We start from the raw sequence: 20,585 nt of genomic DNA, 5'->3' as shown, positions 1-20,585 counted from the left end.
TCCTCAGCGGTTCTGCGCCAGCACATAACCCACCGCCGCGGCCAGGATCAGGCCGGCCAGGACGGCAAGGGTGATCTTGAGGGCCGACCAAGGGCGCTCGCCCTGCACCCGGCCCGAGCGCCCGTTCACCACGAAGCGATAGGTCTGGCCGCGATACTTGTAGGCGGCAAGCCAGACCGGCAGAAGGATATGCTTGAAGGTCACGTCACGCACCGAGGTGTCGATGTCGTGCACCCGCTGCCGGTCGCCGCCGATATCGAACCGCACGTCGCGTTCGATCACGCGGGCCATGTGCTCGCGCGCTTCGGTGTATCCCTCGGACAGCTCCACGGTATAGGCCTCGGCCCGGAACCCGGCCAGGTATTCCGGCTGGTACGGCTCCAGCGCGGCCAGGTCCCAGGGTTCCAGCGCGTCGGTATAGGTCTTGGGCAGCGCATGCGAGGCCAGGACCAGCACGTCGTCGAAGAACCGGGCGACCCGGCCCGATTTCGGGCTCCAGCGGACCTTGGGCACCTGGCGGGTCTGCTTCTTGCCGTCCACCATCACCGTCCGGGTCACGTAATATACCACGCCCCGCTCGCCGCGATAGCGGCTCTTCGTGTCGGCATCGAAGGTCCAGTAGGGCACATAGATCCCCTGCATCCGGCGGCCCTTGCGGGCATAGTCGCGCAGCCCGTTCGGTGCGAACCACAGCCGCCCCAGCCAATCCGACATCGCCTTGTGGGCGCTGCGCTCGTCCAGCGCAAAGGGCAGGACGCCGCGCGGCTTGATATGCCGGTTGATCCCGGTATCGGTGACCACCGGCGTGGCGCAGAACGGGCATTCTGCGGCATGGGTGGCGGGGTCGAACTCGACCTGGGCGGCACAGTTCGGACAGCTGAGGACGCGGGTCTCCTCGATCTCGCTGTCGGGCAGCTTCTGGGCAAGGGCGGTGTCGAAATCCAGCTCGCGCAGGCTTCCGCCGCCCCAGGGCCCGGCCGTGACCTCCTGCCGGTCGCCGCAATGGTCGCAGATCAGCGCGCCCTGTTCGGGGCTGAAGCGGTAGTCGGCGCCGCATTGCGCGCAGGGAAACCGGTGCTCGGTGCGGGCGGCGTCGGTCATGGGTTTCTGGCCTCCGGCGGGGATATTTTCAGCAAGAGGAAAAGGCGGCGGTCACGCCCCCGGCGGCGGCGGGGGCAGGATGGTGAAAAGCTGCGCCAGTTCGGCCACGTCCTCGGCCCGCATCCAGCCGTCCTGTCCCGGGGTCCAGACATGGGTGTCGCGCGTGAGCTTGCCCTCGGTGGCCATCCGGCCCAGCCGCGCCTTGGAATAGGGGCCTTGGGTCTGGCCGTTCTCGGCGATATGCCAGACATGCTCGACCGGCGGCGGGGGCGGCGGTGGCGTCTGCCCGGCGGAGGCGGACGGGCCGGGCCGGCCCCACGGCCCGCCCTGCTGGCCCGCTGCCAAGTTCTGCGCCATCGCCATGCCCATGCCGGCGCCCAGCCCCGCGGCCATGCCGCCGCCCGCGGGGTTGCTGGCGGCCGCGGTCATCGCCTCGGCCGCGGAATACTGCGTGAACTTGCCCAGATCGCCCGCCAGCCCCATCGAGGTGCGCTTGTCCAGTGCCGCCTCGACCGCCGGCGGCAGCGAGATGTTCTCGATATAGAATTCCGGCATCACCAGCCCGTAGCCCTCCAGCACCGGCGACACCTCGGCGGCGATCAGCTTGCCCAGATCGGCGGTATTGGCGGCCATGTCCAGCACCGGGATGCCGGAGCCGGCGATCACGCGGGAAAACTCCTGCACGATGATGTTGCGGATCTGATAGCTGATCTCGTCCATGGTGAACTCGCCATCGGTGCCCACGATCTCGACCAGGAAACGTGCCGGATCCTTCACCCGGATCGTATAGGTGCCGAAGGCGCGGATGCGGGTCGGCCCAAACTCCGGATCGCGCAGCATGATCGGGTTCTTGGTGCCCCATTTCAGGCCGTTGAACCGGGTTGTGTTGACGAAATACACCTCGGACTTGAACGGCGAGCGGAAGCCGTGATCCCAGTGCTGCAGCGTCGTCATCACCGGCATGTTGTTGGTTTCCAGCATGTAGAGGCCGGGGGTGAACACATCCGCCAGCTGCCCCTCGTGCACGAAGACCGCCGCCTGGCCCTCGCGCACAGTCAGCTTGGCGCCATACTTGATCTCGTGGCCCTCGCGCTGAAACCGCCAGACCATCGTGTCGCGGGTGTCGTCGGTCCAGTGGATGACGTCGATGAATTCGCCGGAAAGAAAGTCGAAAATGCCCATGGGCTCGGTCTCCTGTTGTCGGGGGCGCTAGAGCGGCTGCCCCATCAGCTCGCGCGCGATGATGCGGGTCACCGGGCGGGCCTCGTCCGCGCTCATGCCCTGTTTCAGCCGGTCGTCGTAGAGCATCCTCAGCAGCATCTCGTCATGGCTGGTCAGCAGGGCAAACTCGTCGTCGTCGTTGAAGATCGAGGGGCGCGCGGCGGGGCTGTCATTGGGCAGGCCCAGGCCTTGCGCGATTTCCTCGTGAATGCAGCTGCGGCGCACCAGCTCGGGATGCTCGGCCCGGATCAGCGCCACGGCGCGGGTGTAGTTGTAGCTGGATCCGCCGCCCGAGACCGCCACCACGAGGCAGTAGAACGAGCGCGGCAGGTTGTCGAAGAGCGCCAGTTCCTCGGCGCTGATCGAGGGGATCAGGCGGCGCAGCCGCGACTTGACATAGGCCTTGTCATCCTCGCCCGCGACCAGCACGTGAAAGTTCCCGCCGCGTTCGGTGGCGGTGATCGGGTGCCCGGTCAGCCGGCCCAGCCGCGCGGCATAGGCGTCGATCCGCGCGCGGTCGCTCTCGCGCTGGTCGCGCGGGACGCTGGGGCCGAATTCGGCGTTGACCCGCACCGGCCCCGACCAGCGGCTGAGCTGCCCGCTGGCGCCCCGCCCCGAGGTTCCGAAGCCGCCCTTGGCGTATTCGTCGAAGAAGGCGATGGTCTCGAAATTCCGCGCCAGGTCGTCGGCGTCGAAGGGCGCATCGGGCCCGCCGCCATCGGTACGCAGCAAGCCCCGGGTCAGAAGGTCGTTCTGCACCTTCTCGTAGTAGCGCGCGAGATCGCGGCTGGCCGCCGATTGTGGCGTCACGGCATCGCCCGCAGGGCCCAGCCCGGCCGGACGCGGTTGCGGCACGGGCGAGGTCGCCGGCCCCAGCGGTTCGCAGGCCGACAGGATCGCCAGCGTGGCGAGCAGGGCGGCCGCCCGGCCGGGGATGCTCCGCGCGCGCCGCAAGTCAGGTCGGAACGGCGGTGGCCGCGGTATCGCCGGTGCCGTCGCGCCGGGCCTTGGCCGAGGCCAGCGTGTCGCGCAGTTCGGCCTCCATCTTCCTGAGATCCTCCTCGGCGGCGGCCCTCTTGGCCTTGCCCTCGTCTGCGATGGACAGGCTTTCCTGGATCGTGCCGATAAGGTCCGCGTTGGCCTTCTTGACCGCCTCGATGTCGAACACGCCGCGCTCCATCTCCTGGCGGATCATCTTGTTGCTCTCGCGCAGGTTGGCGGCGTTCGAGGTCAGCAGCTCGTTGGTCAGGTCATTGGCGTCGCGCACCGCCGCCGCGGCCTCGGCGCTGCGCTGGATCGTGACGGCCTGGGCCAGCTGGGTCTCCCACAGCGGCACGGTGTTCACCAGGGTCGAGTTGATCTTGGTCACCAGCGACTTGTCGTTCTCCTGCACCAGCCGGATCGAGGGCAGCGACTGCATCGTCACCTGCCGGGTCAGTTTCAGGTCGTGCACCCGGCGCTCCAGGTCGTCGCGCGCGGCGCGCAGGTCGCGCAGTTCCTGCGCCTTCATCACCTGGTCGCCCTCGGGCGCGGCCTGCACCTCGGCCTCCTTGGCGGGGATGTCGGTCTCGTCGAGCACCTTCAGCTTTTCCTCGCCGGCGGCGATGTAGAGCGCCAGTTCCTGGTAGAAGTCCAGCGTCCGGTCATAGAGCAGGTCCAGCGACTTGATGTCCTTGAGCAGCGTGTGCTCGTGGCCCAGAAGGCTGTCGGTGATGCGGTCGATCTGTCCCTGCACCTCCTCGTAGCGGGCGGTGAACTTGGCGAACGGGGCGGCGCGGCCCAGCAGCCGTTCCCACCAGCTCCGGTCCCGGCGCACGTCCAGTTCGCTGACCGAGAAGCCGCGGATCGTGGTCACGATGTCGCGCAGGCTGTCGCCGGCGGGGCCCACATCCTTGTTGCGCACATCGGCCAGCATGGCCTGGCTGATCTCCTGCAGCTCGGCCTGCGCGCCCGAGCCGAAGGCGACGATCGAATTGGTGTCGCCGATGTCGATCTCTTCCATCCGCTTGCGAATCTCGGCGCCCACCGGCGCGTCGGCCTCCTCAAGTGAGACGATGTCGTTCTGCGGCTCCGGCAGGACCACGGCGGTGACCTCCTCGACCTGGGTTTTCACCTCTTCGGCCTTCTGGCGAATTGTATCTGACATGGCAATGGGCCCTCGTTCAGGATTGGTCCGGCGTATTCGTCCGGACGCCTTCGCGCTGCAGCCGATCGCGCAGCACCTCGATTTCGACGGTCAGGTCGCTGCGGTCGTCCAGCAGCATCTTGCGGGTGCGCGCGGCAAAATTCTGTTCCAGGTCGTCGAGCAGCGCGGTGTAATCCTCCAGTGCCCGCGCATCGCGGGTGCGGGCATAGACATCGGCGAACTTGATCGTGGCATCCCGCGCGCCCTGAAGGTAGACGGTCAGGTACTTGCGCGCGCCGGTCAGGTCGCGCGGATCCTCCTCGACGGTGCGGAACAGGTCGCGCGCGGTCAGCTGGAACCGCTCGACCCGCGCCTCGACCTGGCGGTTTCCGGCGCGGCGGATCGCGTCGGACATCTGCTGCAGGTGGGATTCCGCCTCGTCCACGGCGCGGGCGACCCGGTCCTGCTGAAAGCTGTCGACGCCCTCCATCCCCTTGTCCCTGAGCGGGTCGGGGCCGAAGGCGATGACATGCAGCGCGCCGCCCGCCAGTCCGAACAGAAGCGGCACCAGCAGGCTGACCTGCTCGGCCCCGCCAGTGTCCAGATAGGCGTTGCGCCAGGCTGCCAGCCCGACACCCAGGCCGGTCAGCACGCTGGCGAAGATCTTGCGGGGAAAGGCCGGGCGGCGGGCGCTGCGCCGGGCGCGATAGGCGGATTCGGCCCTGAGCCCCTCGCGCAGCAACAGGGCGGCGGCCGTGAGCAGACCGGCGGCCGCCAGTCCCAGCGTCATGCCGATCGCGCCATCGTTCAGCGACAGGAACACCAACGGAATCGGCGGCACGAACATCAGGTTCGCGCGCGCCCCGGCCGGATCGACCCGGGCGCCGTCATATTGCCCGCGCGGCGGTTGGGTATCCTCCCCGGTCGCCTCGCCGTCGGGGCTGTATTTGCCGCCATAGCGCCGGGCCACCGGTCAAAGCCCTCCGAGCCAGCCGGTGCAGACCCCGAACAGCAGCACGATCAGTGCCGCATAGGCCGTTTTCTGCACTCCGCTCTGAGACATCACGATTTCCCGGTTCCGCCCGCGTTCAGCCGAAATCTAGCGACTGCACCCGACGCTTGCTAGGGGGAAGCTGGCTCAACCCGCGTCACGGCGGGGTTTTTTCCGTTTCACCGGCCGCTTGCGCGGCGCTCCTCTGCCGGGCTGCGCAGTCGTTGCCTCGGCAGATTCCAGCCCCAGCTGGTCACGCAGCACCTTGCGCCGGATCTCCTCGACCGCGCCGGGCTTGAGCGTGCCCAGCTGGAACGGCCCGTAGGACACCCGGATCAGGCGGTTCACGGCGAACCCCAGGTCCTCCATCGCGCGGCGCACCTCGCGGTTCTTGCCCTCGCGCAGGCCGACCGTGACCCAGGCATTCGCGCCCTGCTGGCGGTCCAGAGCGACCTCCATCGGCTGGAACTGCTCGCCCTCGATCATCAGGCCCTGCCGCAACGGGGCGAAATCCTCGTCGCGCGGCCGTCCGTTCAGCCGGACCCGGTATTTGCGCAGCCACCCGGTCGAGGGCAGTTCCAGCCGCCGCTTGATGCCGCCGTCATTGGTCAGCAGCAGCAGACCCTCGGAATTCAGGTCGAGCCGGCCCACGCTCATCACCCGCGGCATGTCCTCGGGCAGGTCGTCGAAAATGGTCGGCCGGCCCTTTTCGTCGCGCGTGGTCGTCACCAGGCCCGGCGGCTTGTGATAGAGCCAGAGCCGGGCAGGCTCGGGCGCGGCCAGCGGCTTGCCGTCGACGGTGACACGATCGCGGTCGGTGACGTTCAGCGCCGGGCTGTCGATCCGCGTGCCGTTGACCGAAACGCGGCCCGCCTCGATCATGCGCTCGGCCTCGCGGCGCGAGGCGATGCCGGCGCGGGCCAGAACCTTGGCGATCCGGTCGCCGGGAGGGGGGGTGTTGCTCATGGCCGCGCCTTAAAGCATTTCCGCGCCTTGCGAAAGCGCGCATTGCGGGGCAGGGTGGGGCATGGTGTTCAAATCCCATATGAATCAGGCACTTGAAGAGGCCGCCGCCGCCGCCGAACGCGGTGAGGTGCCGGTGGGGGCAGTCATCGTCTCGCCCGGCGGTCAGGTGGTCGCGGCGGCAGGAAACCGCACCTGCGAATGGTCCGACCCCACTGCCCATGCCGAGATCGTCGCCCTGCGCGCGGCCTGCGCCGCCGCCGGGTCCGAGCGGTTGGTGGGGCATGACCTCTACGTGACGCTGGAGCCATGTGCGATGTGCGCCGCCGCGATCGCGTCCGCCCGGATCGCCCGGGTCTACTATGGCGCGGCGGATCCCAAATCCGGTGGCGTGGCGCATGGGGCGCGGGTCTTCAGCCACCCGCAATGCCACCACAAGCCCGAGGTCTATGACGGGATCGCCGGCCGCGAAAGCGAAGCGTTGCTCAAAAGGTTCTTCGCGCAGCGCCGTGGCGATGGGGCCGAACAGGGGTTCACCGGTTCGACTCCGTCTTGATTGCAGAAAATGGGAAGGGATTTTCGGGGCATGCGGTCATCGAAGGAATAATTCGACCGCTCAAAGGCCCGGGCAAGGGGAGTGCGCAGATCGGGTGCGCCGGCCAGACCGGGCTATAGGTCAGCCGCCACAAAGGACTGCTTGGTGGCGGTTGCCCACAATATACCGAAGCTTCGAGAGCCTTGCCGACCCGCTATCCGTTTCTCCGGAAAACGCACCACCCGGCGCGCAAAGAACGTTCTAGAAGAGTTGCAGATCCTTCTCGCCGCGTTGAATTTCGGCGTGGCTCGGCATGTTCTGGATCACCACGGGTGGCCGTGCCGCGCCGGGCATCGGCACAGTGGGCTGCATTGCCGCCGCCATGCCGAAGGCCGGTTGCTCCAGCTCGCCCCGGATGTCGCGCAGCAGCGTCTTGTGATCCGGCATCGTCTTGAGGATCCTTGCAAGGTCGACCTTTGCCTCTTTCCAATACTGGAACCAGATCGGCTTTTTCAGCGGACGCAGGCGATCCCGGATGCCGGGACCATAGCCCGTGTCATAGACCTGCTTGCCCAACAGAACCGTCTAAAAAAAACGCGAAAGTCGAATAGCGTGGCAAACTCGACATCGTGCGCCATCGGCAGGCGGTGCTGCCATAGCTCCAGGTTCTCGGCCAACCGGTCCGGAATCTTCATCTCCGTTCGCGCGTCGATCCAGTATTGGTCATCCGTGCGGTTGCCCAATCGATAGTGCAGGCAGATGAACTCCAGTACCTCGTCATAGAGCTTGTTCATCTGCCGGTTATACCGTGACCGCAGCGACGGCGCGATGTCTCGCGTGGGCAGGTGCTCGGCGAACCAGCGCACCGCATGATCGATCATATGGATAGCGGTGCTCTCCAACGGCTCGATGAACCCGCCGGACAGACCGATCGCCACGCAGTTCTTGACCCAGGCATTGCGCACGCGCCCGATGCGCATCGGGATCACGCGCGGCGTCGCGCCCTTGCCGCTGTCGCCCAGCCATTCGAGATATTCATCCGCCGCCTGATCGTCCGTACGATGCGCGGAGGAAAACACATAGCCGGTGCCGACACGATTGTAGAGCGGCACCCGCCAGGTCCAGCCCGCGCCAAGCGCGGTCGACCGTGTGAGGCTTTCGATCTTCTCGGGATCCGGATGCTCGATCTGCAGCGCCAGCGCGCGGTCGTTGGGCAGGTAGTCCGAATAATCCTTGAACGGCTCGCCAAGAGCCTTGTTGATGATCAACCCGCGGAACCCGGTGCAATCTATGACCATCTCGATATCGTGGCGGCCCTTGTGCTCCAGCATCAGATGGCTGACGTTGCCCTGCTCATCCAGCTCGACCGATTTCACCTCGTCCCGGATATGCTCGACGCCGCGTTTGGTGCAGACATCGGTAAGCATGCCGGCGAATTTCACGGCGTCCAGGTGATAGGCATAGCCGAACCGCTGCTCGAATTCGGGCTGACCCAAGGGCCGCGCACCTTTGCACAGGCGACCGAGATCGTCGTGCGGCGAAATGGACTGCGTGAAATCCCGGTCCCCGTTGCCGAAGCGCAGGAAGTATTCGGCGGCTTCCAACCCACCCAGCATCTGGCCATGGGCAAAGGGATTCACGTAGTCGATGCGTTTGCCCTTGGCGTCGGTGTTCCAGTTGCAGAATTTCACACCCAGCTTGAAGGACGCGTTGGTCTCGCGGAAAAAGGCCCGCTCTGAAATGCCCGCCTCGCGGAGCGTCTTTGGCATGCGCGGCACGGTGGCCTCGCCGACACCCACGGTGGCGATATTGGGGCTCTCGATCAAGCAGATATGCGGGCGATCCTTGGTCGCTGACGTGCGGGAGAATTCGGTGTCCAGAATCAGCGCGGTCATCCAACCTGCCGTGCCGCCGCCCACGATGGTGATTTTGCGCAAACGATTGTTCATGTGGATCTGCCCCCCGATTGGTTTTCCGGGACTGTAACGCAGCTATCCGGCGCCTGGCTAGGACCTATGACGCCTTGGCCTGCATGCACGACCGCCCATCCGAATCTGCTCCACCCGTTGACAGACCCTCCGCACCCGCTTCCACCCAAGACCGCGCCTCCTCATGGCCCGATAGCGGCGATGTCGCCCGGACTTCCAACGCCTGGAGCGGGCCAGTCAGGCCGGTTGCGATCCTTCCCGCATGACCTGCGACGCACAGTTAACAGGGTCTCGAAACGGGCTCACTCGCGCCACTCCAGCCGAAAGATCACGTGTTCTCCGTCGAGGCCGCGCAGCCGGACCTCGGCCGGGTCGGTGAAGGTGAAGCCGCGCAGATCGCCGGCGAGGATCCTGGTGGCGTCGCTGACGCGGATTTCGTCGGCGGGAGTGGTGGCCGCGATCCGCGCCGCCTTGTTCACCACCGTTCCGAAGAAGTCGTCCTCGGTCCGGATCACGTCGCCGGTGTGCAGGCCGATGCGCAGGTGCAGGGGCGGCGCGCCGGCGGCCTCGTGATTGGCGCGCATCAGCGCCCGGGCGGCGCTCAGCGCGATGTCGGCCGAGGCGAAGGTGGACATCGTGCCGTCGCCCAGCGATTTGACCAGCCGCCCCCCCTGGCCCTCGATCACCTCGCGGGCCAGGTCCAGGTGGCGGCGGATCTCGCGGGTCCAGGCGGCGTCACCAAGCGTCTGGGCGATGGCCGAGGAATTGGCGACATCGGTGAACATCACCGAGGCCATGCCCGCGCTCTGGTCGTGCCGGAACCCGTCGCGCGCCGCCTGCACCAGCGCGTCGAGCGCCTTGTGCTCGATGCCGATCTTTTCGAGATTGGCCATCGGGTTGGACACGTGCAGCTGGATCATCTTCCACACCCCGTCCTCGAGATGCAGCACGAAGGTAAAGCGATGCAGGACGGATGAGCCATTGCTGGGAAAGCTCAGTGTGGCCAGGCAATGGGCCCAGCCGACTTCGCCGCATTCGAAGGCTTCCAGGCTGTGCTCCTGCCAGTCGAAATCGGGGATCTCGGCGGCGTGGTCGGCAAATCCACGGCGAAAGATCTGCCCTGACCAGGCCTCGCCCTCGGCGGTGCCCTGGTAGCGCAGATGCTCCGACGCCGACAGCATGTTGGTCAGGAAGGCGCCGTTCTTGCCGCGCACCGCTTCGTTCCAGCGTCGCACCACGGCGACCAGTTCGGGCGAGGGGCGGATCACTCGCGCCACTCCAGCCGGAAGATCACGTGATCCCCGTCCAGCCCCTTGAGCGGCACCACCGTCCGATCGGCAAACGTGAAATCCTCACCGGGGGCGAGCGCAGCTCGGGTGGCGTCACTGACCCGGATCTCTCCGCGGTCCGCAAGCGTCGTGATGCGGGCGGCCTTGTTGACCACGCTGCCGAAGAAATCCTCGTCGGTCTGCACCACGTCGCCGGTATGGATGCCGATGCGCAGGGAAATGGCCGGACCGTCGGCGCCGTCCCCGTCGCGCAGGATCGCCTGCGCCGCGCGCAGCGATTGCTCGGGGGACGGAAAACTCGACATCGTGCCGTCGCCCATGGATTTCACGAACTGACCGCCTGCATTTTCGATGATCCGGCGCAGGGCGGCAAAATGCTTTGCCATTTCCGATGACCAGAGCCGGTCGCCCATGACCGACGCGAGGCGGGAGGAATTGACGATATCGGTGAACATCACCGAGGCGAAGCCGTCGCGCTGATCCAGCGCAAAGCCCTGTTTGGCGGCCGCGACCAGGTCGGCGATCGCGGTCTGTTCGGTCCCGGTGAAGTCCCTGTTCGGGAGAGGCACCGAGCCGTGCCGGTGAACGATTTTCCAGGCGCCGTCCTCAAGCGCGAAAATCAGCGTTGTGCGCGGTTTGAAGAGCCTGTCGGGTTGGTCGGCCAATATGACCTCATGGGTCATGCAGGCCCAGCCGGTGTCGCCGTTTTCAAATGCCTCGGCAAAGGTTTCCTGGTGCCGGAGAAAGGGCGGGATGACACCGAAGAACTCCGCGACACCTTCTCGGACGGCGCTGCCGGTCCAAAGCTCGTCCTCCCCGGTGCCGATGAACAGCAGATGCGCCTGCTCGGTCATCAGGTTTCGAAGCTCATTCTCGCGCCGACCCGGGATGGCCTCTATCCAGCGCCGCGCCACCGCCAGCAATTCCGGCGATGGTCGGGTCATTCCCGCCACTCCAGCCGGTGAATCAGGTGGTCGCCTTCGAGGCCCTTGAGCGGGATCGTTGCGGCGTCGGAGAACGTGAAGTCGCGGGCGCCGCCGACCATGATGCGGGTGGCCTCGGAGATGCGGATCTCGCCGGGGCGCGCGGCGGCGGCGACACGGGCGGCCTTGTTGACGACGGTGCCGAAGAAGTCGCCGTCGTCTTCGACGACCTCGCCGGTGTGGATGCCGATGCGGACGCTCAGGCGGGGCTCGGTCCGTTCGGCGCTGATCGCGTGTTGTATCGCCTGGGCGGCGGACAAGGCTGCACGCGCGGTCTGAAAGGTCGACATTGTGCCGTCGCCGAGGGATTTGACCAGGGTGCCGTCCGAGGATCGGATCAGGTCGCCGACGAGCGCGACATGGCGCTTGACGAGCGTGCGCCAGGCGCCGTCACCGATGGCCTGGGCGACCGATGTGCTGTCGGCGATGTCGGTGAACATGACCGAGGCCATGCCAGACCCGGCGATCCCCGGCGCGCTTGCGGTGGCCGCGCGGACCAGATCGTCGAAATTCCCGGGATCCTGCCCCAGCGACTCCAGGTTCGAGACCGGCGTGGAATTGTGGGAATGCACAACGCGCCAGACCGAGTCCTCCAGCGTCAGGATGACCGTTCCGCGGAAGTCGGTGCGTTTGCCGATCTCTGGTATGACCATGGTTCCGGTCCACAGCGCCCACCCGAAGGGCCCGCTTTCATAGCCCGTGATCCGTAGGTCGTCGTAGGAGAATGGCAGTATGTTGTCCGGCATGGCGGCAAAGCCCGCACGTAGGGCGTCGTCCGTCCAGATCTCGCCCGGTGCCGACCCGACATAGGTTAATGCGGAGGACGCCGAAAACAGGTTGGCGACCGCCCGCGGATTCCGGTTGGTGGAAGCCGCCAGCCAGCGCCGGACAACGGCATCGATCTCGGGCGAGGGCGCTATGTCAGGCATTCGCGTACACGGTGATCACACCTCGATCGCCCGCATTACCTCGGGTTCGATCACGTCCACGCCGGGCAGGCCGTCGACCAGATCCTGCGCCGATTGCTCGAGGATCGGGAAGGTCTTGTAGTGGCAGGGGATCACCGTCTTGAAGTCGAAATAGCGCTTGGCGGCCCAGGCCGTGGCCTTCATGTCCATGGTGAAATGGCCGCCCGCCGAGAGGATCCCGATATCGGGTTTGTAATAGGCGCCCATCCAGTCCATGTCGGCCATGATGTCGGTGTCGCCGGACAGGTAGAGCATGTGCCCTTCGGCCGCGATCATGAAACCCACCTCGGAGCCGCCGGTGCGCAGCCCGTCGGGCGTGGCGAAGGTCGAGCTGTGCGAGGCCGGCACCATAGTGACGCGCACCCCGTTCAGGTCGACCGTGCCGCCCTTGTTGAAGCCCACGGTCTCGATGCCCTCGGACTCGGCCCAGAGCCCCATCAGGTCGTATTGACCGACCACCGGAACGCCGAGCCTGGTGGCCAGGGGCAGCACGTCGACCACATGGTCGAAATGGGCATGAGTGAGCAGGATGTGGGTGGCGCCGGACACCGCCTCGTCATGCCGGTCCTCGGGCAGGACGGGATTGCCGGTCAGCCAGGGATCGACCAGCAGGGTCTGGCCTTCGGTCTCGATGCGGAAACTGCCGTGGCCCATCCAGATGATCTTCATGAGTGCTCTCCCTCGTTTGCTGTCGCGCCGAGCCTAACATCGGGCGGGCAAAAATCCATCGGCGCTTTCCGGGGGCGCTGCCCCCGTCCGCCTTGTCGGCGGACTCCCCCGGGATATTTCGGGCAAGAGGAAGCAGGGGCGTGCCGCGAGGCTTGCGGGTGCTGCGCGGGAAGAGTAAATGCCCCGGTGACGCCAGACAGGGGTAACCGCATGTCGATAGATCAGAACACCGCCGCGAAAGTGGCCAAGCTGGCCCGGATCAAGGTCGAGGAGGACGCGCTGCCGGCGCTGGCCTCGGAGTTCAACACCATCCTGGGGTTCATCGAGCAGCTGGGCGAGGTGGATGTCGAGGGCGTGGAGCCCATGGTCTCGGTCACGCCGATGCGGCTGAAGCGGCGGGCGGACGTGGTCAAGGAGGGCGGGCAGCAGGACAAGGTGCTGTCCAACGCGCCCGATGCCCGCGAGGGGTTCTTCGCGGTTCCCAAGGTGGTGGAGTAGGACATGAGCAAGCTGAACACCCTGCGGCTGGCCGAGGCCCGCGACGCCCTGCGCAAGGGCGAGGTCACCTCGGTCGAGCTGACCGAGGCCTGCCTGGAGGCGATCGACGCGGCGGATGCCTTGAACGCCTTTGTCCACAAGACCCCCGAGATCGCGCTGGAGCGGGCCAGGGCGGCGGATGCGCGGATCCGGGCGGGCGATGCGCCCTCCATGTGCGGGCTGCCCATCGGCATCAAGGACCTGTTCTGCACCAGGGGCGTGCCGAGCCAGGCGGCCAGCCGGATCCTGGACGGTTTCCGGCCGGAATACGAATCAACTGTCAGCCAGCAGCTGGCCGATGCCGGGGCGGTGATGCTGGGCAAGCTGAACATGGACGAGTTCGCCATGGGCTCCAGCAACGAGACCAGCACCTATGGCAACGCCGTGAACCCCTGGCGGCGCGGCAATGACGACGCGCAGCTGACGCCCGGCGGCTCGTCCGGCGGCTCGGCCAGCGCGGTGGCGGCCGATCTGTGCCTTGCGGCCACCGGCACCGACACCGGCGGGTCGATCCGGCAGCCGGCGGCCTTCACCGGCATCACCGGCATCAAGCCGACCTATGGCCGCTGCTCGCGCTGGGGCATCGTGGCCTTTGCCTCTTCGCTGGACCAGGCCGGGCCGATGACCAGGGATGTGCGCGACGCCGCGATCATGCTGCAGGCGATGTGCGGGCATGACCCCAAGGATTCCACCAGCGCCGACCTTCCGGTGCCGGATTTCGAGGCAATGCTGACGGGCGACATCAACGGCAAGGTGATCGGCATTCCGCGCGAATACCGCATGGAGGGGATGCCCGAGGAGATCGAGGAACTATGGGCCAAGGGCACCGAGATGCTCAAGGACGCGGGCGCGAAGATCGTCGATATCTCGCTGCCGCACACCAAATACGCGCTGCCCGCCTATTACGTGATCGCGCCGGCCGAGGCGTCGAGCAATCTCGCGCGCTATGACGGGGTACGCTACGGCCGCCGCGCCAGGCTGGCGCAGGGCGACGGCATCACCGAGATGTACGAGAAGACCCGCGCCGAGGGCTTCGGCCCCGAGGTGCAGCGCCGGGTGATGATCGGAACCTATGTGCTGTCGGCGGGGTTCTACGACGCCTATTACAACCGGGCGCGCAAGGTGCGGACGCTGATCAAGAAGGACTTCGAGGATGTCTTCGCCGACGGCGTCGATGCGATCCTGACGCCGGCCACGCCCTCGGCGGCATTTGGCCTGGGCAAGATGACGGACGCCGACCCGGTGCAGATGTATCTCAACGACGTGTTCACCGTCACCGTGAACCTGGCCGGCCTGCCGGGCATCGCGGTGCCCGCCGGGTTGGACAAGCGGGGACTGCCGCTGGGGCTGCAACTGATCGGGCGGCCCTGGGAAGAGGGCGATCTGCTGAATACGGCCTATGCGCTGGAGCAGGCGGCGGGCTTTGTGGAAAAGCCCGTCAAATGGTGGTAGAACCCGGCCTCGGCGACGGCAAGGACGACAGGATGGCAGCAATGCGCGCAGTATTACTGGTCTCGGTATTGGGTCTGGCGGCGGGTTGTGCCGCGACGGTGCCGGATTCCGGTCAGGGCGTGGGCTTCAACACGCCGGAATACCAGGCACAGCGCGACGCGGCGCTGACCGGGCAGACCGTGACCGGGGAACCGCTGGTGCCCGGTTCTGTGGTCTCGTCAGAGGAATTGCCACCGGCAGGCAGCGCGCCGCTCTCCGGCCCGGCCGGCGCGGCCTCGGCCGAGGATATCGCCCAGCAGACCGCGCGGGCGCTGGAGCAATCCGGCGGCGCCGGGAACCAGATCCAGCCGCCGGCGACGGCCCAGGCCGGCGCGCCGCTGGCCGAGACCAGCACCGGCATCTCGGCCGAACAGGATTTCGACGCGGTGTCCTCGCGGCGCAGCATCGAGGGCGACGCGGCGCTGATCGAACGCAATCGCGCGCAATACGAGGTGGTTCAGCCCACCGCCGTGCCCGAGCGCAGCGGCAATTCCGATCCGAACATCGTGCAATATGCGCTCAACACCTCGCATCCGCGCGGCACGCAGCTCTACTCGCGGTCGGGCTTCAACCTGGAGGCCAAGGCGCAGCGGGCCTGCGCGGGCTATAGCTCGCCCGACCAGGCGCAGATCGCCTTTTTGTCGAATGGCGGACCCGAGCGCGACCGCAAAGGGCTGGACCCCGATGGCGACGGCTATGCCTGCCGCTGGGATCCGGCGCCGTTCCGCCGGGCGGTCCAGAACTGAGCCTTGCCGATCTGGCACCCGTCCCCCAATTTCGGCCCGCGACGCGACGGTCTGGAACCGTCGCTGGTGGTGCTGCACTACACGGCGATGGCCAGCGCCGAGGCCGCGCTGGACCGTCTGAGCGACCCGGATGCCGAAGTGTCGGCGCATTACCTGATCGGCGCCGACGGCACGCTGTGGCAGTTGGTGCGCGAAGCGGACCGGGCCTGGCATGCCGGGCAGGGGGAATGGCGCGGGCATGGGGACGTGAACTCGCGCTCGGTCGGGATCGAGCTGGACAATCGCGGTGATCACCCCTTTGCCGAGGCACAGATGGCGGCGCTGGAACGGCTGCTGCCCGAGATCATGGGGCGGTGGTCGATCCCCGCGCATGGGGTGATCGGCCATTCCGACATGGCACCCGGCCGCAAGCGCGATCCGGGGCGCAAATTCGACTGGCGGCGGCTGGCGCGGCAGGGGCTGGCCCTCGATCCGGACGTGGATCCGGCCGCCTTGCGCGACAGCCGGCCGGCGCCGCCAGATGCGTTCGACGCCCCGCTGCGCGCCCTCGGCTATTCCGGCAACGTGCCGCTGGAGACCCGGATCGGCGCGTTCCTGATGCGGTTTCGGCCGCAGCGCATGGGTTCGCCCAGCCGGGGCGATCTGGCGCTGGCCCTCGGGGCCGCCGAAACATTGGGCATTGACCGCACCACGCCCACTGCCTAACTGAGCGCTGCGCGGAGGGCCGGATGGCCGCGGCAGCGATGCCGAGGAAAGTCCGGACTCCACAAGGCAACGGTGCCGGGTAACGCCCGGGCGGGGAAACCCGACGGAAAGCGCCACAGAAAACAGACTACCGCCGCTTGCGGCGGAAAAGGTGAAACGGTGGGGTAAGAGCCCACCGCGTCCCCGGCAACGGGGGCGGCCTGGCAAGCCCCACCGGGAGCAATGCCGAATAGGGTCCCCGCGCGGGCCGGTCCCGGGTCTGACCCGGGATACCGCCGCTAGGTGCGTCTTGGCCGAGAGGGACCGGGTTGGCAGCTTGAGCCGCGGAGCGATCCGCGGCCCAGAGGAATGGTCGTCGAACCCCGGATCACGGTCCGGGGGGAACAGAATCCGGCTTACAGGCCCTCCGCGCGTCTCTTGCCTGTTACGATCCCGGCTTCCGATAGGCGCCGGTCAGCCCTCCGGCCCTTTCGGCGATGGCGGCGAACTCTGCCCCGGTCCAGGCCCGGACGGTTTCGATCCTGTCAATCGCACCGGTCGAGGCCACGGCCATTCCGACCGCAACCGCGTCCGAGCCGTCAGGCGCGTCGGTGACCATCACGATGTCGTTGGATCCGGTGGTCATATAGAGCGCCACGACCTTGCCGCCGACCTTGTCGAGCAGCGCCTGGATCGCTGCGCTGCGATCTTCGGGTTTGCTCATCAGCCCCTGAATGCCGGATTGCGAATAGGATGCGTAGGTGATGAAAAGTGCCATTGTCCCCTCCCAAGGATTAACGGCGCCGGAAATCGGCACCATGCGGCGGGCCATGCCTGCCGATGAAAGCGGCCCGGCGTCGGCGTCAGTGCCTGACGGGCCCGGCGGACATGCCGTGAAATCGGAAATCGGGTTACATCTGCCAACCGGGCGAATTACCGGTCGCGGTCAGGCGGTCAGGACGCATTGCGTGCATGCCTCAAGCGCGCCGAAGTGCCGTGGTTGTCCGTGTCTGGGACCTGACAGCGGGAGTGTATCACGGCTCCGTGATCTCACCAATGCCCTTGGGCTCCTGGCCCGGCAAGGTCGGTCGCCGCGAAAACCGGGTAACGTCGATCCGACCTCTCTGCTAGGCTGCGGCACAGCCAACCGGTTCGGGAGGAGGGACAAAATGAGTTTCATGAAGACGCTGGCCTCGGTCGCGGTGGGGTTCGCCGCCGCAAAGGGCATCGACAAGTATCGCCAGATGGGCGGCATGTCCGGGTTGCAGGACATGATGAAGGGCGGTGCGGACAGTCCCGCCGCCGATCAGCTGGGCCAGCTGGCCGACCGGATGGGCTTTCCCGGCGGTTCCGAGGCGGTGCGCAACTTCCTCGGCCAGATGACCGGCGGCGCGGGCGCGGCGGCGGCCGGCACCGCGGGGCTCGGCGGGCTGATGAACGCCATGCAGGGCGCGGCGCGGGCCGGCGGTGAACAGACGGCGGGGATGATGGACGCCATCTTCTCGGGCACACCGGCGGGTGCCGCGATGGAGGCGCAGGCCAAGCTGATGCTGCGGGCTATGATCCAGGCGGCCAAGGCCGACGGCCAGATCGACCCGCAGGAGAAGGCCGCGATCCTCGACCAGCTGGGCGACGACATCAGCGCCGAAGAGCGCGCCTTCGTGCAGGCCGAACTGGATGCGCCGGTGGACGTGATGGGGCTGGCCGCCGATGCCGGGGCGCCGATGAAGGCGCAGATCTACGCCACCTCGCTGGCGGCGATTCGTGTCGACAACGCCAACGAGGCGGCCTATCTGCGCCAGCTGGCGACCGCGCTGGGGCTGAGCGATGCCGATCGCGACCAGATTCACGCGCATATGGGCGTGCCGCCGCTGCCGGGCTGAGGCTGGCGCCGGGAATTGCGCGCGGCGGTCGGGCAAATGGGCTTGACACCCGGGCGTCATGGCGTAGAAGCGCACGCTCATAGGAATTCAACCGAGAGGCCCGGCGCCTTTTCGGGCGCAGGAGAGAGAGCATGGCGAAGCCGACGACCATCAAGATCCGTCTGAACTCGACCGCGGGAACGGGCCATTTCTACGTGACCAAGAAGAACGCCCGCACCATGACCGAGAAGATGTCGGTGCGGAAGTACGACCCCGTGGTCCGCAAGCATGTCGAGTACAAGGAAGGCAAGATCAAGTAAGCCTGATCCGACAGCACGACAGGTCTGGGGCCACGCCGCGCGCGTGGCCCTTTTGCGTTCCGGGAGGGGCGGGCATGAAACCTATGATGATCGCAGGCTGGTCCGCCGCATTGGGGATGCGTTGACATGAGCTTCGTCGTGCGCCCGACCTCAAAGGCGGATCTGGCGGCGGTGGATGCCCTGCTGGCGCGGAGTTATCCCAGGCTGCTCAAGGCGGACTACCCGCCTTCGGTGCTGGTTACGGCGCTGCCCCTGATCTCGCGCGCGCAGCCGGCGCTGCTGGCCAGCGGTACCTATTACGTCGCCGAGGAAGCGGCTGAGATCCTGGGCGCGGGTGGCTGGACGCGGGACGGCAAACGCGCGGATCTGGGCCATATCCGCCACGTCGCGACCGACCATCGTGCGCTGCGGCGCGGGGTGGGCCGGGCGATCCTGCGACACGCGCTGGACATGGCCCGTGCCGCCGGCGTGACCGAGATGGCATGCTGGTCGACCCGAACCGCCGTGCCCTTCTATGCCGCGCTGGGGTTCGAGACGTTGGGGCCGATGCAGGTGGAGCTGGGACCCGGCATACGCTTTCCGGCGGTGCGGATGAAACGGCGCTTGTCATGACGGGCCGGCTGCCGCTACGCTTGTGCAGTCTGCCAACAAGTCCTGAGAGCCATGAAAAAAATTCTGCTGCCCGCATTTGCATTTGCCGCATTGTCGGCCTGTACCGGCCTGTTCAACCGCGAAGGGGTCGGTTTCACCGGTATCGATGGTGAACCTCGAACGCTGGCCGAGGCCGAAGCCCGCGCCGGCCAGGTATCGCGCAACATGACCGTCCCGGTTGCCCTGGGGCGCCTGCCGACGGTGCGCGTGGCCACGGACGAGGCGGATCTGGCCAAGCTGGCCCGCACCGCCATCTCGAACGGGGGCCGCAGCCCGGCCAACGCGGTCGAGGTGGGCGGCAACCGCCGGCCGCTGATGCTGAGCACGGTTGCGGTGAACAACGTGCTCTTCGCGGTGCTGCGCACACCCGACTCCGACCTGACCCCGATGGAGCCCAGCACCGGCCAGGCCTTTGTCGGCTCGGTTCCCAAGCTGACCGGATGCCTGCCCGCGGGCAACGCTTATGGCGCGTCGCGGTCGGGGCGGTCGTCCAGTGGCTTTGCGGTGCCGATCAACTGCCGCTGACCGCGGGCAGCTTCTGCCACATGTCACCTTCGGTAACGAAAAAGGGGCGGGTCCAACCGGACCCGCCCCTGGCTTGTATTCGTGTCCTGGTTCCGGATCACTCGCGGCTGCCGAACAGCTGCAGCAGGAACATGAACATGTTGATGAAGTCCAGGTAGAGGCTCAGCGCGCCCATGATGGCCGCCTTGCCCAGCCACTCCTGGTCGCCATGCGCCGCGTGCTGGATATAGGTGGTCTTGATCTTCTGCGTGTCATAGGCCGTCAGGCCGGCAAAGATCAGCACGCCGATCACCGAGATCGCGAAGGCCATCGCCGAGGAGGCGAGGAAGATGTTCACGATCATCGCGACGATCAGGCCGATCACGCCCATGATCAGGAAGGTGCCCAGACCGCTCAGATCCTTCTTGGTCGTGTAGCCATAGAGCGACAGGCCGGCGAAGGAGATCGCGGTGATCAGGAACACCTGCACGATCGACTGACCGGTGAAGACCAGGAAGATCGAGCTGATCGACAGGCCCATGACCGCCGAAAACGCGTAGAACACGGTCTGCGCGGTGGCCGCCGACATGCGGTTGATCGCGGCGCTGAAGCCGAAGACGAAGATCAGCGGGGCGAACATGACCAGCCATTTCAGCGGCGACCCGTAAAGGGTGTAGCCGAACTGGGTCAGGTACTTGTCAGCGCTCAGCTGGGCAACGGCGGCCGACGGGTCGGTCGTCACCGCCAGCCCCGAGACGGCCCATGCCGCCGCGAAGGTGATGAGCATGCCCACGGACATCGTGCCGTAGACCTTGTTCATGTGGGCGCGCAGCCCCTCGTCGATCTCGGCTGAGCGCGCGCCGGCAGCTGTCCGGATCGTGTTGAGTTCTGCCATTAGGGTCTCCATCCAATGCGTTGCCTTCCGCGGGCGCAGGCCCGTGGGGTTCCTTGGTGAATATCGGCAAGCAACGCGCCCGTTTCAAGTATTTCCGACGGGATCGGGTGGTTTTTCGGACC

At 66.9% G+C, this 20,585-nt stretch carries 23 protein-coding genes and 1 other RNA gene; 10 read left to right on the top strand and 14 right to left on the bottom strand.

Annotation, left to right across the window (positions count from 1 at the left end; translation table 11 throughout):
* Positions 1-3: 3 nt before the first annotated feature.
* From BMX57_RS10860 to BMX57_RS10835, 6 genes are all read right to left on the bottom strand, one after another.
* A complete protein-coding gene (locus BMX57_RS10860) occupies positions 4-1,101 on the bottom strand; it encodes a TFIIB-type zinc finger domain-containing protein (RefSeq protein WP_092366429.1) in 1,098 nt (365 codons plus the stop codon).
* A 51-nt stretch (positions 1,102-1,152) separates the two neighbouring features.
* Entirely contained in the window at positions 1,153-2,283 is a 1,131-nt protein-coding gene (locus BMX57_RS10855; RefSeq protein ID WP_092366426.1) for an SPFH domain-containing protein, read from the bottom strand.
* 27 nt (positions 2,284-2,310) lie between these two features.
* Complete coding sequence (locus tag BMX57_RS10850; RefSeq protein ID WP_177175439.1) at positions 2,311-3,276, bottom strand: DUF2927 domain-containing protein; 966 nt, start codon at positions 3,274-3,276, stop codon at positions 2,311-2,313.
* A 1-nt stretch (position 3,277) separates the two neighbouring features.
* Positions 3,278-4,468: a toxic anion resistance protein gene (locus BMX57_RS10845; protein WP_092366423.1), complete on the bottom strand. Its 1,191-nt coding sequence runs from the start codon at positions 4,466-4,468 to the stop codon at positions 3,278-3,280.
* Positions 4,469-4,484: 16 nt separating this feature from the next.
* Positions 4,485-5,417, bottom strand: coding sequence for a 5-bromo-4-chloroindolyl phosphate hydrolysis family protein (locus BMX57_RS10840; protein WP_092366420.1), 933 nt, complete (start codon positions 5,415-5,417; stop codon positions 4,485-4,487).
* 168 nt (positions 5,418-5,585) lie between these two features.
* The gene (locus tag BMX57_RS10835) at positions 5,586-6,404 is read right to left on the bottom strand and encodes a pseudouridine synthase (RefSeq protein ID WP_092366417.1); all 819 of its coding nucleotides are present in this window, start codon (positions 6,402-6,404) and stop codon (positions 5,586-5,588) included.
* Positions 6,405-6,465: 61 nt separating this feature from the next.
* Here BMX57_RS10835 and BMX57_RS10830 point away from each other — a divergent pair, with 61 nt between their 5' ends.
* Entirely contained in the window at positions 6,466-6,957 is a 492-nt protein-coding gene (locus tag BMX57_RS10830; RefSeq protein WP_092366414.1) for a nucleoside deaminase, read from the top strand.
* Positions 6,958-7,197: 240 nt separating this feature from the next.
* Here the strand turns inward: BMX57_RS10830 and BMX57_RS20880 are convergent, their stop codons facing one another.
* From BMX57_RS20880 to BMX57_RS10805, 6 genes are all read right to left on the bottom strand, one after another.
* Positions 7,198-7,383, bottom strand: coding sequence for a hypothetical protein (locus BMX57_RS20880; protein WP_244892198.1), 186 nt, complete (start codon positions 7,381-7,383; stop codon positions 7,198-7,200).
* Positions 7,384-7,448: 65 nt separating this feature from the next.
* Complete coding sequence (locus tag BMX57_RS10825) at positions 7,449-8,885, bottom strand: tryptophan halogenase family protein (protein ID WP_229724223.1); 1,437 nt, start codon at positions 8,883-8,885, stop codon at positions 7,449-7,451.
* A gap of 281 nt (positions 8,886-9,166) precedes the next feature.
* Positions 9,167-10,132, bottom strand: coding sequence for a nuclear transport factor 2 family protein (locus tag BMX57_RS10820; RefSeq protein ID WP_177175438.1), 966 nt, complete (start codon positions 10,130-10,132; stop codon positions 9,167-9,169).
* Positions 10,129-11,097, bottom strand: coding sequence for an adenylate/guanylate cyclase domain-containing protein (locus BMX57_RS10815; protein ID WP_092366408.1), 969 nt, complete (start codon positions 11,095-11,097; stop codon positions 10,129-10,131). Before BMX57_RS10815 ends, BMX57_RS10820 begins: the two co-directional genes overlap by 4 nt.
* Complete coding sequence (locus BMX57_RS10810; RefSeq protein WP_092366405.1) at positions 11,094-12,065, bottom strand: adenylate/guanylate cyclase domain-containing protein; 972 nt, start codon at positions 12,063-12,065, stop codon at positions 11,094-11,096. The genes BMX57_RS10815 and BMX57_RS10810 overlap by 4 nt, the downstream gene beginning before the upstream one ends.
* 15 nt (positions 12,066-12,080) lie before the next feature.
* The gene (locus BMX57_RS10805; protein WP_092366402.1) at positions 12,081-12,773 is read right to left on the bottom strand and encodes a metal-dependent hydrolase; all 693 of its coding nucleotides are present in this window, start codon (positions 12,771-12,773) and stop codon (positions 12,081-12,083) included.
* 210 nt (positions 12,774-12,983) lie between these two features.
* On the opposite strand from BMX57_RS10805, the gene gatC reads away from it, so the two are divergent.
* The 5 genes from gatC (at position 12,984) to rnpB (ending at position 16,666) form a co-directional block, all read left to right on the top strand.
* Entirely contained in the window at positions 12,984-13,271 is a 288-nt protein-coding gene (gatC, locus tag BMX57_RS10800; RefSeq protein WP_092366398.1) for an Asp-tRNA(Asn)/Glu-tRNA(Gln) amidotransferase subunit GatC, read from the top strand.
* A gap of 3 nt (positions 13,272-13,274) precedes the next feature.
* A complete protein-coding gene (gatA, locus tag BMX57_RS10795; RefSeq protein WP_092366395.1) occupies positions 13,275-14,762 on the top strand; it encodes an Asp-tRNA(Asn)/Glu-tRNA(Gln) amidotransferase subunit GatA in 1,488 nt (495 codons plus the stop codon).
* 41 nt (positions 14,763-14,803) lie between these two features.
* A complete protein-coding gene (locus tag BMX57_RS10790; protein WP_177175437.1) occupies positions 14,804-15,547 on the top strand; it encodes a hypothetical protein in 744 nt (247 codons plus the stop codon).
* Between the two features lie 3 nt (positions 15,548-15,550).
* A complete protein-coding gene (locus tag BMX57_RS10785; protein WP_229724224.1) occupies positions 15,551-16,252 on the top strand; it encodes an N-acetylmuramoyl-L-alanine amidase in 702 nt (233 codons plus the stop codon).
* An 11-nt stretch (positions 16,253-16,263) separates the two neighbouring features.
* An RNA gene (gene rnpB, locus BMX57_RS10780) (RNase P RNA component class A) lies at positions 16,264-16,666 on the top strand.
* 10 nt (positions 16,667-16,676) lie between these two features.
* Here rnpB and BMX57_RS10775 read toward each other — a convergent pair.
* Positions 16,677-17,009, bottom strand: coding sequence for a GYD domain-containing protein (locus tag BMX57_RS10775; protein ID WP_092366392.1), 333 nt, complete (start codon positions 17,007-17,009; stop codon positions 16,677-16,679).
* A 391-nt stretch (positions 17,010-17,400) separates the two neighbouring features.
* On the opposite strand from BMX57_RS10775, the gene BMX57_RS10770 reads away from it, so the two are divergent.
* The 4 genes from BMX57_RS10770 to BMX57_RS10755 all read left to right on the top strand — a co-directional run bounded on the left by BMX57_RS10770 (position 17,401) and on the right by BMX57_RS10755 (position 19,589).
* On the top strand, positions 17,401-18,114 hold the full coding sequence (locus BMX57_RS10770; protein WP_092366389.1) for a DUF533 domain-containing protein: 714 nt from the start codon (positions 17,401-17,403) through the stop codon (positions 18,112-18,114).
* Between the two features lie 131 nt (positions 18,115-18,245).
* Positions 18,246-18,413 (top strand): 50S ribosomal protein L33, encoded by a 168-nt coding sequence (rpmG, locus tag BMX57_RS10765; protein ID WP_068241894.1) that lies wholly within the window; start codon positions 18,246-18,248, stop codon positions 18,411-18,413.
* A 126-nt stretch (positions 18,414-18,539) separates the two neighbouring features.
* The gene (locus BMX57_RS10760; protein ID WP_092366386.1) at positions 18,540-19,025 is read left to right on the top strand and encodes a GNAT family N-acetyltransferase; all 486 of its coding nucleotides are present in this window, start codon (positions 18,540-18,542) and stop codon (positions 19,023-19,025) included.
* Positions 19,026-19,076: 51 nt separating this feature from the next.
* Positions 19,077-19,589, top strand: a complete 513-nt coding sequence (locus tag BMX57_RS10755; RefSeq protein WP_092366384.1) for a hypothetical protein — start codon at positions 19,077-19,079, stop codon at positions 19,587-19,589.
* A gap of 97 nt (positions 19,590-19,686) precedes the next feature.
* On the opposite strand, the gene BMX57_RS10750 is transcribed toward BMX57_RS10755, so the two are convergent.
* The gene (locus BMX57_RS10750; protein ID WP_092366381.1) at positions 19,687-20,463 is read right to left on the bottom strand and encodes a Bax inhibitor-1/YccA family protein; all 777 of its coding nucleotides are present in this window, start codon (positions 20,461-20,463) and stop codon (positions 19,687-19,689) included.
* Positions 20,464-20,585 lie beyond the last annotated feature (122 nt).

Source organism: Cribrihabitans marinus (assembly GCF_900109035.1).
GTDB lineage: Bacteria > Pseudomonadota > Alphaproteobacteria > Rhodobacterales > Rhodobacteraceae > Cribrihabitans > Cribrihabitans marinus.
Note: the sequence above shows the minus strand (reverse complement) of the source record. Positions and strands in the feature narration are given on the sequence as shown.